This is a genomic window from Bacillus cereus group sp. BceL291, assembly GCF_051776705.1.
Lineage (GTDB): Bacteria > Bacillota > Bacilli > Bacillales > Bacillaceae_G > Bacillus_A > Bacillus_A cereus.
Genome location: NZ_JBPWAP010000008.1, coordinates 44338 through 58972 on the forward strand (window position 1 = coordinate 44338; position 14635 = coordinate 58972).

A 14635-nucleotide genomic window follows, 5' to 3' on the forward strand; every position below is an offset into this window, starting at 1 on the left:
CCTACTAATTTAATGGGATTGAAAAGATTCATTAACGAAAATGATAAAAAATGTTAAGATAGCCTTATGTTATTTTAAAGGGGGACACTTCGGTGGATTTATCCGTAAAGTCAGAAGAAAACGTTGAATATATGGTCGAAGCTATTAAAGAAAAATTACGTATGGTTAATGCTGGAGCGATGAGAGCTGCTAGTTTTAACGAAGAAATGTACGAAGATTTACGTGACATTTATGATCATGTTATGAAACGTGAAACATTCAGCATTAGTGAAATGCAAGCTATTACAGAAGAATTAGGTACATTAATTAAAAAGTAAAAAAGCCTCTCTTATATGAGGCTCTTTTTTATTTCCAACAAATTCATGACAACTCTTCTCTTTCCCTCAACCAACTGTAAAATATTGTACAATAGAAGTAGAACCTCACCTTAGATTTTTCTCCATACATACTACTCACAAATAATAGCAACACTACCATTGCTAACTGTTTTTACTGGAGGTGCTTACTTATGAGCAATTGGTACAGTAAGACGAAAGATCAAACATTAATTGACCTAGAAACAAACGAACAACACGGTTTAACAGATGAAATTGTAAGTGAACGTTTAAAGCAATACGGTTCTAATGAATTAGCTACAAAACAAAAACGCACTTTATGGCAGCGTATTTTCGCCCAAATTAATGACGTCCTCGTATATGTCCTTATTATTGCTGCCCTTATTTCTGCCTTTGTAGGTGAATGGGCGGATGCCAGTATTATCGCGCTTGTTGTAGTTTTAAATGCTGTTATCGGTGTTGTCCAAGAATCTAAAGCAGAACAAGCTTTAGATGCACTAAAAAAGATGGCAACACCTAAAGCCATCGTCAAGAGACATGGTGAACTAAAAGAAATTCCATCTGAGCACGTCGTTCCAGGTGATATTGTTATGCTCGACGCCGGACGATATATCCCATGCGATTTACGCCTTATCGAAACCGCAAATTTAAAAGTTGAAGAATCTGCTCTAACTGGGGAATCTGTCCCTGTTGATAAAGATGCAATCTACCATCCTTCCATGCAAAGTGATGAACAAGTACCACTCGGCGATCAAAAAAACATGGCCTTTATGTCTACTCTTGTAACATACGGAAGAGGCGTCGGTGTTACTGTTGAAACTGGAATGAACTCACAAATTGGTAAGATTGCTACCCTGTTACATGAAGCAGACGATGATATGACACCACTTCAAAAAAGCTTAGCACAAGTCGGAAAGTATTTAGGTTTTGTCGCTGTAGCGATTTGTATCGTTATGTTCCTCATCGGTTTTTTACAAGGTCGGGATACGTTAGAAATGTTTATGACTGCTATTAGTTTAGCCGTTGCAGCTATTCCAGAAGGCTTGCCAGCTATCGTTTCCATCGTTCTTGCAATTGGTGTGCAACGTATGATTAAACAAAACGTTATCATTCGGAAACTACCAGCTGTTGAAGCCCTCGGTTCTGTCACAATTATTTGTTCAGATAAAACAGGTACGTTAACGCAAAATAAAATGACCGTTACTCACTTTTATAGTGATAACACATACGATCGCTTAGAAAGTTTAAATGTAAATAATGATGTGCAACGTCTATTGTTAGAAAATATGGTGCTATGTAATGATGCGTCTTATAATAAAGAATCACAAACGGGAGACCCGACTGAAATTGCACTTCTCGTTGCTGGAACCACTTTTAACATGCAAAAAGATTATTTAGAAAAAATACATGAACGTGTTAACGAAGTACCTTTCGATTCAGATCGTAAAATGATGTCAACCGTGCATACATACGATGAAAGCTACTATAGCATGACGAAAGGCGCTATCGATAAGCTCTTACCTCGATGTACCCATATTTTTAAAAACGGCAAAATCGAGATTTTAACTGATTCTGATAAAAATCAAATATTAGAAGCTGCCGGAGCAATGTCTCAAGAAGCTTTAAGAGTACTTTCATTCGCATTTAAACAATACAATTCAAACGATATGGATATAAATCATCTTGAAGAAAATCTTATCTTTATTGGTCTTGTCGGTATGATTGATCCACCACGAACTGAAGTGAAAGATTCAATTAAAGAATGTAAAAAAGCCGGTATTCGCACAGTTATGATTACCGGTGACCATAAAGATACCGCCTTTGCAATTGCCAAAGAACTTGGCATTGCTGAAGAAATATCGGAAATTATGATTGGAACTGAATTAGATAACATTTCTGATACAGAACTAGCTAGCAAAATTAATCATTTAAATGTATTCGCTAGAGTCTCTCCAGAGCATAAAGTGAAAATTGTAAAGGCATTACGCGCGAAAGGAAATATCGTTTCTATGACTGGTGATGGTGTCAATGATGCACCATCTTTAAAGCAAGCTGATGTTGGCGTAGCGATGGGCATTACAGGAACAGACGTTGCAAAAGGGGCAGCAGATGTCGTGTTAACAGATGATAATTTCTCATCTATTGTGAAAGCCGTTGAAGAAGGTAGAAATATTTATCGTAACATAAAAAAATCAATTCTCTTCCTACTCTCTTGTAACTTCGGAGAAATTATCACTTTATTTTTAGCCATTTTACTCGGCTGGGCAACACCACTACGACCTATTCACATTTTGTGGGTAAATTTAATTACAGATACCCTGCCTGCATTATCACTTGGGGTTGATCCTGAAGATCCTGATGTGATGAAGGAAAAACCACGACATGCGAAAGAAAGCTTATTTAGTGGTAGCGTTCCTTTCCTTATTTTCAATGGGATTGTCATTGGGCTTTTGACGCTAATAGCCTTTATCGCCGGAGCAAAGTTCTATACTGGAGATACACATTTATTCCCTCTTTTCCCAGAGCAAATTGATGAGGATGCTCTATTACACGCTCAAACGATGGCATTTGTCGTTCTTAGTTTTTCTCAGCTCGTTCATTCATTTAACTTGCGTTCAAGAACGAAATCAATTTTTTCCATTGGGATCTTTACAAATAAATATTTAGTCTTCTCCCTTCTTATCGGTGTTCTTATGCAAGTTTGTATCATCTCCATCCCGCCCCTTGCAAATATATTCGGTGTACATGCATTAACGATGCGAGATTGGGGATTTGTTCTCTTATTAAGTATCATTCCACTTATTGTGAATGAGATTATTAAATTAGTGAAGAGAAACTAAAAGGCAATGAGGAATAGTCCTCATTGCCTTTTCATTTACCCTACTATTTTCCGTGCAGTAAAACTCCCACCTCAAAATTCAGTTTGAGCAAAGAAGTTAGGTGGTAGATTAACTGCCCATAAATGTCCAATTGTGAAGGCTAATAATCGGTGGGGATGAACAAAACCCCACTGATTAAAGTTTCACTTTATCCTTGTAATTCTTTTTTGATATTCTCTGTTAATGTAGCCATACGTTTGCGGCTTTCTTCACGCTCACGTTTGTTTTGTTCTTCAATTTGTTGTGTTTCTTGCATACCTCTTGAAATAATGTTCCAAGTTTCCTCAAGTGTTTCCATCTTAATACTAGAAGAACCTGATAATCTCGCTACTTCTACACTTTGCGTTGCGATATTTTGTGCATTTTTCTTAAGTAATTCATTTGTACGGCGATCCAGTTCAGCCATAGAATCTGCAACAAGCTTTTGACGCTTCGCATTTACCGCTTGAATGATACCATTTTTAAAGATAGGAATCGTTGTAATAAATGCTGTATTAATTTTACCAATTAATTTATTATTACCACGTTGAATCATACGAATTTGTGGTGCTGTAAGTAGCGCAACCATACGCGCTTTTTCTAAATCATCAATACGTTGCTCTAAAATTTCAACCGAGTTTTTAAGCGACTCTAATTCAATACCTGCTAATTGATCATTATTACGCACACGCTCTTCATACATCGGAACTAACTCTGTATTTAAACGCTCTAATAACATTTCTCCTGCTACTACGTACTTCTCTAAGTCTAAATAATATTTTAAGTTTTGCTCATACAAGCCATCTAACGTACCAATTGATTTTTTCATCTCATCTTGGTACTTCGTAATTTCCACATACACTTTATCAATTTCACGGCCCATCGTTTGATACTTGCTAAAGATTTGTTCAATCATTTTATCCGCTTTTTTGAACATACGTGAGAAGAAACCACTTTTCTCTTCCGCAAAGTCTTTGCTATCAAATCTGTCCATAATTTTACCAAGCTGTTTTAATAATTCACCAGAATCTTCTATCTTTGATAATGACATTGTATGTAAAATTTGATCAGCAAAACGTGAAATTTCCATAGAAGGTTCTTTTCCAAGTTCAATTAATTCTAATTGATCTTTAATATCTACCGCATTATAAATACGTTGTACATCCGCATCTTGTCTAAGTTGCAAGCGAACATCTTGTGCTGTTTGCTCATTTAATTCTGTTTTCGGATCTAGTACGACTGGGTTATTCATATGGTATTCTCCCTTTCCTTATAAAAATGGACGAAATAGTCCTTTTATTGTTTGTGATAAATTTTTATAGGCTGATGAACCATGAAACTCAAGATCGAAATTAACCTCTTCAAGCCAATGGGAATCAAATGCCCCCGCTTCAATATACGGTTCAATATCGTTTCTTCCCGTTGGATTGAAATGGAATACATCTACTCCAATTTGATTTAAAAATAGTAATAAAACAGCATCAGAACGAGTTAACTCTCCACTCTTCTCATTATTAAATATAACAATTTTCGGCACATCTTGTGAATAATCAAATTTCTCAAGCTGTTCTAAAATATTCGGTGGTATTTGAGAAAGTTGCGCGAAAACATATAGCGCTACATCTTGTTTTGTCTCTTTCGCAATTGGTTTGCACATTTCACTTTCACACGTATGGATAATCGCTTCTGCAATCCCATGTTGTAAACCTTCCGGTAAACGCTTATGCGGCCACCAATGGCTATTCATAATTAGATCAGGATGTAATTTCCCCCCACGGTCTAATGCATCTCGATAATGATATTGGAAGTTTGCTTTTTGCTCTTTCGTAAATGGGAATGTATTAACTAGTATACTGTTATCAAATGATGTAACAGCCTTTAATCGTTGAAAATACTCTTTATCATTCTTTGAAACGCCTGATATTTTCGCAAATAAAGAAGGGATATAAATATGTTTATTTTCAACAAAGAATGTCGGGCGTACAAACGCCTTTTCTTTCGTAATTAAAAAGAGCTCATCATATGTTGTTTTTAGTGTACGAGCTACAGGCGTATAGGAACGGAATTGCCACGGCTTGTACAGCAGTGAATTATCGTGGTGAAGTACTTGCTCAATTTCTTTTGAAGCTTGATACGCTACTGTTGCCACACGCTCGCGGCGGCGATCTGGAAATGGTTCAAGAGAAATACGGCCTGGATGAGACACAATAAAGGTCCTTCCCTCTTCATCAACATTCTCAAATCCATCTTTTCCTTCTGGGTGATAATAAAGCACATCACAACCGAGCATAATAAGAAAGTATAAGAAATATATACGGCTTTCCTGTGCATCACCATACCAAACGATACGCGGCATCTGTTTCTTATAATTAATCGTAGAAAACCACTTCGCTACATAATTTTCGCTTAGTTTAATTATGTCGATTAAGAAACGACGGAAGCCTTCTGTCTTTAACGACTGATTATGTTGTTTCTCATATAATTTCAATAGTGAAATAAACGTCGTATGTATGTAATGCTGTAAATCAGGATTGTCTACTTTCGGTAAAAGTTGTTTCCCAGATAAGTGTGCAACTAACCTATTTACTGTCAGACCATTTGGTGCTTCTTGATGTAATCCGAACACTTCTTGAATATGACGAAGCTTTTCCGAATCAATCACTTTGTTTAAATTTTGTTCGTGTAAAACTTCGATTCCTTTCGCTTCACTATAATCAAACAGTTCATTAAAATATTCATCTACATCATTAGGAACGCCAAGGATTCGACATGCTATATAACTAAATTTCATCTCATTCTCTGTCAGTTCATATTGTGGACGTTTTTCTAAAAGCGTTTCAAATTGCTTTAAATCTGATTCATCTTTTAATGCATATGGTTGAAGTGTAAAACGTGAAAACACAACAGTTCACCTCCAAAAACAGTTACGTTTTTTCTAAGTCCTTCTTCTATTATAAACTATTTTTTGTTATAAAAAATGGGCGCTCGCAAAACGAGCAAACCCATTTCAATTATTTATTATCTTCTTTAGTAGCTGCAACTTCTTCTTTAGCTTGTCCAGAATTCTTCATGTAGTGAATTATAAATGTTGCTCCAAATGCTACAACTAAAATAATAAAGAATAGTGTATGACTAATCTCAATCTCGATTAAAGACAGTAACATTTTCGATGCAATAATTAAGATTAAAATGTATGCTGTCGTTTCAAGCTCTGGAATACGCTCTAATAATTTCAAGAATACACCGGCAATACCACGCATCATTAAAATACCTAGCATTCCGCCTAATAATAAAATCCAAACTTCATTAGATACACCAAATGCAGCAAGTACACTATCTACAGAGAATGCGATATCCATTAATTCGACCATTGCAACTGTTCCCCAGAAGACACCGAACATTCTGAAGAAAATACTGTTTTGGTTCATACCATGAGCTTCCTCTTCTTCACCTGCACCTTTACGCTTATCAATAAAGTATTTTACTGATAACCAAGCAAGGTAAAGTGCACCAAGAAGTTTTACCCACCATAATTTAATTAAGAACATTCCGATTCCAATTGCAATAAAGCGGAATATATAAGCTCCAATAAGTCCATAGAATAATGCTTTTTTACGTTTCTCTTCAGGAAGGTGTTTTACCATTACCGCTAACACAAGTGCGTTATCAGCAGATAACAACCCTTCAAGTACAACAAGTGTACCAATTAATCCCCAAGATACTGGATCTTGCAACACTTTAATCCACATGTCCAAGTCGAAAAACTGAGCATACGTATCAAGGATTCCTTGCAAAATACTCATCTTACCTTTATCCCCTATTCTTTGCTAGATTTATAGAAAGGTCAAAAAAAGGAAACGAATATCGTTTCCTTTCTATGCATCCAAGCCATACGCTCTTACAAGCGCACCTAAACCACCTTGGAATCCACTTCCTACTGCATTAAACTTCCACTGTCCATTATGACGGTATAATTCACAAAAGACAACTGCTGTTTCGATAGAGAAGTCTTCCCCTAAATCAAAACGAAGAACTTCTTCGTTCGTCTCTTCATTCGCTAAACGAACGAATGCGTTTCCTACTTGTCCAAAGTTTTGATTACGGCCTTCCGCATCATAAATTGTAACTGTAATAGCAATTTTATGAACGTCTGCTGGAACCTTTTTCAAATCTACAACAAGTTGCTCATCGTCGCCTTCGCCTTCACCTGTTCTGTTATCGCCAGTATGTAAAACTGATCCACAAGGAGACTTTAAATTATTATAGAAGATAAAATCAGTTTCCTTCGTACATTTCCCGTTCGCATCTAATAAAAAAGCAGATGCATCTAAATCGAAATCGTCTCCGCCATCATAAGATTTAATATCCCATCCAAGACCAATTACTGCTTTTGTTAAACCAGGACTCGTCTTACCTAAATCAATCTTCTGTCCTTTTTGTAACTGAATAGCCATTTATATTCACCTCTATATTTTTATCTTTAAAAATATACCCATCAGTAAACATGCATTTCACCAATGGATATATAAATTGAATCTATTACTCTACATCTAAACCAAAGTTATTACATAGAGACGCTAACCCACCTTGGAATCCACTTCCGATTGCATTGAACTTCCAATCACCTGCATGGCGGTATAATTCACCTACTACTACCGCTGTTTCAATAGAGAAATCTTCTCCTAAATCGTAACGAATTAACTCTGCATTCTTTTCTTCATCGAGAATACGTACGAATGAGTTAGAAACTTGACCAAAGTTTTGGCTGCGGCCTTCTCCATCATAAATTGTAATTGTGAAACAAATACGTTCGATGTGAGCAGGAACATTTTTTAAATCGATTTTAATCGCTTCATCATCGCCTTCGCCTTCACCAGTTCGGTTATCTCCTAAATGCTCTACAGCACCATTCGCACCTTTGGGATTATTATAGAAAACGAAATCTTCTGCTCCTGAAACTTTACCGTTCGCACCTACTAAAAAGATACTAACATCTAAATCGAAATCAGCTTGTCCATCATAACGATTTGTATCCCAGCCAAGCCCTACAAGTACCTTTGATAAACCTGGATTTGTTTTTGTTAAATCTACCTTTTGCCCCTTTTTTAAAGAAATAGATGCCATTTAAAAATTCCTCCTTAGTTTATCCTATTGATAACGTGATACAATCTCACTTAAGTTTTTATCTTGCGTGCCTTCTCCAACTGCTGAAAACTTCCACTCATTTTCGTAGCGATACATTTCTCCTGCAATTAAAGTTGTTTTACTAGCATAGTTTTCTGATAAATTATAACGTGCTAATTCCTCACCTGTATGAGGATTTTGAATACGAATATAAGCGTTACGAATCATACCAAAGTCTTGACGTCTGTTTACACAGTCATAAATATTTACAACGAATACTAAACGGTTAATACGACTTGGGACTTTATGTAATTCTACAAAGATTGTTTCATCGTCACCTTCGCCTTCACCTGTTAAATTATCTCCTGAATGAATAATACTACCACAAGTAGAAAGTTTGTTTCCGAAGTAAACTAAATCATTTTTGTTTAAAAAACGATCTCCTTCTAACATAACAACAGATGCATCACAATCTATATTTGGTTTACTTCCAAATAATGAAGACAGAAATCCACCTGATTGCCCAATTGGATCCCAGCCTAAGCCAACCTGTAGTTTTGCTACTTTTGGTTGTCCTTTCGTTAAATCGATCTTTTGACCTTTTTCTAAAATAATAGGCATGAAGTTTCTCCCTTTCTACAAAGCATTTTCCATATCGGAAAATATTGTATTCTTCTCTTATATTGTAGCATTATTTACCTATTGATAAAAAGGATAAATTCTCAGTTATATGAAAACATTCATATAATTTACTTATGATGATGTAATAAGTGGTAAATAGCACCAATCATTCCTGCACAATTACCGTTTTGTGCAAGTTCAATCTCACAATTATTATAAATCTCTTGATTTAAGTATTTACTGACCTCTTCTTTTACTTCTTTTAAAAACTCATTTCCTCTATCGGTAATTCCTCCCCCAATAATAATTGTTTCTGGATTAAAAATATAAGCAAGATTACTAATTCCGATTGCCAAATGTTTAAAGAAAATCCCAACTGCTTGAGCAACTTCTCTATCTCCTTTATCATACAACTCAAAAATTGTTCTCCCATTCCACTCGCCTTTGCCTTTATATTTTCTTACAAGCCGAATTAATCCTGAAATCGAAGCAACCTCTTCAAACGTTTTTCCTTCTATTAGCATATTCCCCCATTCACCAGCACTAAATGAATGTCCTCGGTACAATTCTCCATCTATAAAAATTGCTCCCCCAACTCCTGTTCCAATGGTGAGCATAATAAAGTTCTCTTTCTCTCTTACACTACCATTCCACTTTTCTCCAAACGCTGCACAATTCACATCATTGTCAATCGATACTGGAACTTTTAATATCTCTTGCAATCTATCAATAATAGGAATAGTACTATATCCCGGAATATGATCCGCGCCTCCCGTCACAATTCCCTTATTAATATCAACAATTCCCGCAGTGCTAATACCAATTCCGGCAATAGTATGTTCATTCATTAATTTTTTTGATAAAAGAATGAGTTTTTGAATAATTTGTTCTCCGCCTAAGTGAATTTCTGTTGCAACTGTTTTACGCTTTAATACTCTCCCTGCTTCTGAAATAATGCCATACTTAATTTGCGTACCGCCAATATCAAACGCTATATACTCTTTCATCTACTGCCACTTCCTCTACCGTTATGAATGTAAATTCTCCACCTCTATTATTTGTAGGAAATCTACATTAACTCTTTTCTGCTTTGACAAATATACCACCTTTTTCTATATATAGTTTTTTTTGCATAAAACTCTTTTTCCTAAGAAATATTACAAAGGGATGTATTTTAGATGGAACATTCATTTCTTAGGAGGAAAACCATGACGAAAATCTTCATTTTAGCATCAACACTCTCTCTATCTTTTTTTAGCGGTTTAAATATCGGTAATGCTGCAACCGAAAACTTCCAACCATTAACAAACGCTATTGTACAAAATAGCGATCATTTTGCAGAAGGAAACTCAAAGGATAATAATAAACCTCCAGGAAATAACGGTTCTCAGGACGATAGTGGTTCCGGTGGCAGCGGCTCTGGTGAAAACGGTTCTGGTGAAAACGGTTCTGGTGGCGATGGCGGCAACGGTTCCGGCGGTAACGGTTCTGATGGCAGTGGCTCTGGCGGCAATGGTTCCGGCGATAACGGTTCTGGTGGCAACGGTTCTAGCGGCAGTGGTTCCGGCGGTAATGGTTCCGGTGGTAATGGTTCCGGTGGCAGTGGTTCTGGCGGTAACGGTTCCGGTGGCAGTGGCTCTGGCGGCAATGGTTCTGGTGGCGATGGCGGCAACGGTTCCGGTGGCAGTGGTTCTGGTGGCAATGACTCTGGTGGCAGTGGTTCACACGGCGGTAATGGCTCTCAAGGTGGCAATCGTGTTAAAGGCGATAGCAATTCTCAGGAGGGCAACGGTTCTCAAGGGGGTAGTGTAAAAGATAATACGAAAAAACAAGGTGATAAATTACCGAATACCGCAACGCATTACCCTATATCTATTTTAATGGGTCTTTCAATATTCCTAATTGGTATGTTACTGTTTATTCGTCGTAAAAACGTAAAATAAGAGCAACATACTTCCATCTAAAGAATACATGAAATACTTTATAAAACTAAAAAGGACTTTGGATTGCATTTTATTATGCAGCCCAAAGTCCTTTTTATCACCTATCAGAAAAAGTATTAATACGCTTTTCCCCAATACACCATTTGTTTAGCTTCTTTACCACAACAAATACATTCATCAGCTAAATGCTCTTGCTCAAAAGGCATACAACGTGAAGATACTCCAACTTCTTCTTTTAGTTTTTCTTCACAAGCTAATTCCCCGCACCACATTGCCTTAATAAAGCCTTGCTTTTCGTCAGCTATTTTTTTCATCTCTTCGAAATTTGTCGCAACATACGTATTCTCATCGCGAAATGCTTTTGCTTTATCAAATAAAGCAATATGAATTTCTTCAAGTAATGCTGGAATACGTTCTTCTAATTGATCCATTGATACAAACTCTTTTTCCTTCGTGTCTCTTCTTACAAGTACAACTTGATTCTTTTCAATATCTTTAGGGCCAACTTCTAATCGAATTGGAATCCCCTTCATTTCATACTCATTAAATTTCCAGCCTGGTGTTTTATTACTAGCATCTATTTTTACTCGTGCAACCTTTTGAATATGTCCTTGTAACTCTGTTGCTTTTGCTAAAACTCCTTCTTTATGCTGAGCAATTGGTACAATAACAACTTGCACTGGAGCGACTTTTGGTGGCATTACAAGTCCATTATTATCACTATGAACCATTATTAGCCCGCCTATCATTCTTGTTGATACACCCCAAGATGTTTGGTGCACATATTGCCACTTACCGTTACGATCTAAAAACTTAATATCAAATGCTTCTGAGAAATTCGTCCCAAAGTTATGAGAGGTTCCTGTTTGAAGTGCTTTTCCATCATGCATTAAACTTTCAATTGTATAAGTTGCCTTTGCTCCAGCAAACTTCTCTTTTTCTGTTTTTTGTCCTTTAATAACTGGTATTGCTAAATAATCCTCACAGAAAGAAGCATATAAGTTTAAAATATTTAATGTTTCAGCCTGCGATTCTTCTGCCGTTTCATGGATTGTATGACCCTCTTGCCATAAAAATTCAGTCGTACGAAGGAACGGCCTAGTTGTCTTCTCCCAACGAACTACTGAGCACCACTGATTATATAACTTTGGCAAATCATTATAGGATTGCACAATTTTTGAAAAGTGCTCACAGAATAAAGTTTCAGATGTAGGACGTACACAAAGTCTTTCCGCTAACTTTTCATCTCCACCATGCGTAACCCATGCTACTTCAGGAGCAAACCCTTCAACATGATCCTTCTCTTTTTGCAATAAACTCTCTGGGATAAACATTGGCATATATACATTTTCATGGCCAGTTCCTTTTAACTTCTCATCCATCACCTTCTGCATATTCTCCCATAAGGCATAACCATACGGACGTAAAATCATGCACCCTTTTACACTTGAATAATCAACAAGTTCGGCTTTTTTTACAATATCGGTATACCACTGCGCAAAGTCCTCTTCCATCTTCGTAATGGCTTGCACTTGTTCTTTTGCCATAGTCAGTCTTCCTCCTTCTAGAAAATACAAAAAAGCCCGCGTCCCTAAATAGGGACCGAGCTTTGCCGGCGTTACCACCCTGATTCATGCACAAAAATTGCGCATGCTCTCTTTTTGATAACGGGAAATTCCCGCTGCATATGCAGAACTCAAAGGCAGGTTCCATATTGCCTTTTTAAGAATCTTTCAGCCTAACGGATTCTCTCTCTGCTAAAAAGGTTGAACATGTACTAGTCCTTTTTCATCGTTATAACGAAATAAATTTGTTGATTATCATAATACAAATTCTTTTTTAAAACAATAGCTAATTTTCTTATTTTTATATATCCTTTTCATTTTTTGCAGTTTTATACGTAGCTTTTCCGCGTAATTTTCACCAGTTGATGTGCAATCATACCGATAAGTGTACCAAGTAGAACGAAGAAACCAATAAATCCATATCCCATTCCTTCCCACCCACCAATAACCATCATTGTAACGGGAAAGGACGCTAAGCAAAGAAGTATTAAACTAAGTGCAAATATAATATCAAACTGTTTGTCTGGAAACTGTTTGTCTGGAAACCGTTTCTTTAGTAAATATGAAATAGCAAATACAAGGATAATCGTGATTCCGCCAATGATGTAAAAAATACCAAATCCATCTAACCAATCCATAGTGTTTCCTCCTTCCATAGATTCCCTTATACTTAATTATATGTTTAATTTTTCTGAAAATAAATAATAAATTTTCACCTAAAAATATATATTTATTACTATGTATTAATAGTAATATATAATAATAAGTTTTATATAATCAGGAGGGAACTTTATGGATAAAGCATTAACAAACCACGTCATTATTTTATCATTCGACTGTTTATCAGCTTTAGATTTTCCTATACTACAAAAACTACCTCATTTCCAATCTCTAATAAAAAAGGGCACGGTTGTCGAAAAAGTAGAACCAATTTATCCTAACATATCCAAGCCACTCAACAATCGTAACTGGTAATTACCCTAACAAGCACGGTGTTGTTAGCAATACGTTACTTCAACCAGGGCGTGAATCACCTGATTGGCATTGGTACCGAAAATCAATAAAAGGAACAACATTGTATGATGAAGCGCGCAAAGCAAATTTAACGACAGCTGCCCTTCTATGGCCTGTTACTGGAAGAGCGAACATCGATTACAATTTACCAGAAATTTTCCCCAATAGACCTTGGCAAAATCAAGTGTTAGTTTCCTTATTTAGCGGTAGCCCACTATACCAATTAGATTTAAATCGTCGTTTCGGCCATATAAGAAATGGTTTATCACAACCAGAGCTGGATGATTTCGTCCTCGCCTCTGCTGTGCATACAATCCAGACGAAAAAGCCTAATGTCATGTTCGTACATTTCACCGATCTAGACACACAAAGACACTATCACGGCTTTGAATCTAACGAAACAACAGCTGCTATCCAGAGACACGACGAACGTCTAGGGAAAATTATTCAAGCACTAAAAGAAAGTAACCTATACGAAGAAAGTACAATTATTGCCCTTGGTGATCATAGCGCTTTAAGTGAAAACAAATCCATCCAATTAAATGTGCTATTCCATCAAAGAGGACTTATATCTCTTAATAAAAAAGGAAAATTAGTAGACTGGAAAGCCTATTGCCAAAGTTGCGACGGCTCTGCCTATGTATATGTAAAGGACAAAAATGATACGGATACAATCCGGGAGGTACAACTACTCCTTGAAGAACTACTTCAAAATAAACAAAACGGAATTGAATTTATACTTCATGATGAAGCTGCCAAAGACTGCGGTGCAGACGTTAATTGTTTATTCATGTTAGAAGCACGAGAAGGGTATTATTTCACTGAAAACTATACAGGAGATTTTATAAAAGAAATTACTGAAAAAGATGTTACGCCTAGTAAAAAATATACATTTGGTACGCATGGATACTCTCCAACAAAACCTAACTATGAAACAATTTTTATCGCTGCTGGGAAAGGAATAAAAAGTGGCTTTACCGTCCCGTATATGAGACTTATTGATGAAGGTCCAACTATCGCTAGACTACTCGGTTTACACTTAGGTGAAACAGACGGAGCAATTGTAGAGGATTTACTCCAATTGTAAAGAACTGTGTATATATGTAAAAGTTATGTAAAATTCATCACTGTTTCTCTTTTTATAATTTTTATTTTTGTACACTGTTAGTAAAACA

The 14635-nt window shown here is 36.4% G+C and carries 12 protein-coding genes, 1 pseudogene and 1 other annotated feature; of the genes and pseudogenes, 4 read left to right on the forward strand and 9 right to left on the reverse strand.

The window, feature by feature from the left end; all coding sequences use genetic code 11:
- Positions 1-92: 92 nt before the first annotated feature.
- Together ACS2CR_RS08385 and ACS2CR_RS08390 are read left to right on the forward strand one after the other, a co-directional pair.
- A complete protein-coding gene (locus ACS2CR_RS08385; RefSeq protein ID WP_000366196.1) occupies positions 93-317 on the forward strand; it encodes a DUF1128 domain-containing protein in 225 nt (74 codons plus the stop codon).
- Between the two features lie 191 nt (positions 318-508).
- Positions 509-3175: a cation-translocating P-type ATPase gene (locus tag ACS2CR_RS08390; protein WP_053512349.1), complete on the forward strand. Its 2667-nt coding sequence runs from the start codon at positions 509-511 to the stop codon at positions 3173-3175.
- A gap of 187 nt (positions 3176-3362) precedes the next feature.
- Here the strand turns inward: ACS2CR_RS08390 and ACS2CR_RS08395 are convergent, their stop codons facing one another.
- The 7 genes from ACS2CR_RS08395 to ACS2CR_RS08425 all read right to left on the reverse strand — a co-directional run bounded on the left by ACS2CR_RS08395 (position 3363) and on the right by ACS2CR_RS08425 (position 9945).
- Positions 3363-4445 (reverse strand): toxic anion resistance protein, encoded by a 1083-nt coding sequence (locus ACS2CR_RS08395; protein ID WP_001064409.1) that lies wholly within the window; start codon positions 4443-4445, stop codon positions 3363-3365.
- A gap of 18 nt (positions 4446-4463) precedes the next feature.
- Positions 4464-6095, reverse strand: a complete 1632-nt coding sequence (locus ACS2CR_RS08400) for a YceG family protein (RefSeq protein WP_000492865.1) — start codon at positions 6093-6095, stop codon at positions 4464-4466.
- A 109-nt stretch (positions 6096-6204) separates the two neighbouring features.
- Positions 6205-6996, reverse strand: coding sequence for a TerC family protein (locus ACS2CR_RS08405; RefSeq protein WP_000025688.1), 792 nt, complete (start codon positions 6994-6996; stop codon positions 6205-6207).
- Between the two features lie 72 nt (positions 6997-7068).
- Complete coding sequence (locus tag ACS2CR_RS08410; protein WP_001007532.1) at positions 7069-7647, reverse strand: TerD family protein; 579 nt, start codon at positions 7645-7647, stop codon at positions 7069-7071.
- 85 nt (positions 7648-7732) lie between these two features.
- On the reverse strand, positions 7733-8317 hold the full coding sequence (locus tag ACS2CR_RS08415; protein WP_000146720.1) for a TerD family protein: 585 nt from the start codon (positions 8315-8317) through the stop codon (positions 7733-7735).
- Between the two features lie 24 nt (positions 8318-8341).
- Entirely contained in the window at positions 8342-8938 is a 597-nt protein-coding gene (locus ACS2CR_RS08420) for a TerD family protein (protein ID WP_001121578.1), read from the reverse strand.
- A gap of 128 nt (positions 8939-9066) precedes the next feature.
- Complete coding sequence (locus ACS2CR_RS08425) at positions 9067-9945, reverse strand: ROK family protein (RefSeq protein WP_000666107.1); 879 nt, start codon at positions 9943-9945, stop codon at positions 9067-9069.
- A gap of 201 nt (positions 9946-10146) precedes the next feature.
- Between ACS2CR_RS08425 and ACS2CR_RS08430 the strand changes: the two genes are divergently transcribed.
- Positions 10147-10881, forward strand: a complete 735-nt coding sequence (locus tag ACS2CR_RS08430; RefSeq protein WP_153602566.1) for an LPXTG cell wall anchor domain-containing protein — start codon at positions 10147-10149, stop codon at positions 10879-10881.
- Positions 10882-10997: 116 nt separating this feature from the next.
- Here the strand turns inward: ACS2CR_RS08430 and proS are convergent, their stop codons facing one another.
- Positions 10998-12428, reverse strand: coding sequence for a proline--tRNA ligase (gene proS / locus ACS2CR_RS08435; RefSeq protein WP_001040994.1), 1431 nt, complete (start codon positions 12426-12428; stop codon positions 10998-11000).
- Positions 12429-12475: 47 nt separating this feature from the next.
- Positions 12476-12682: a binding site (T-box leader), on the reverse strand.
- A gap of 93 nt (positions 12683-12775) precedes the next feature.
- Positions 12776-13084, reverse strand: a complete 309-nt coding sequence (locus tag ACS2CR_RS08440; RefSeq protein WP_153602565.1) for a YesK-like family protein — start codon at positions 13082-13084, stop codon at positions 12776-12778.
- Between the two features lie 154 nt (positions 13085-13238).
- Between ACS2CR_RS08440 and ACS2CR_RS08445 the strand changes: the two are divergent.
- A pseudogene (locus ACS2CR_RS08445) lies at positions 13239-14547 on the forward strand (ectonucleotide pyrophosphatase/phosphodiesterase).
- The last annotated feature ends 88 nt before the right edge of the window (positions 14548-14635 follow it).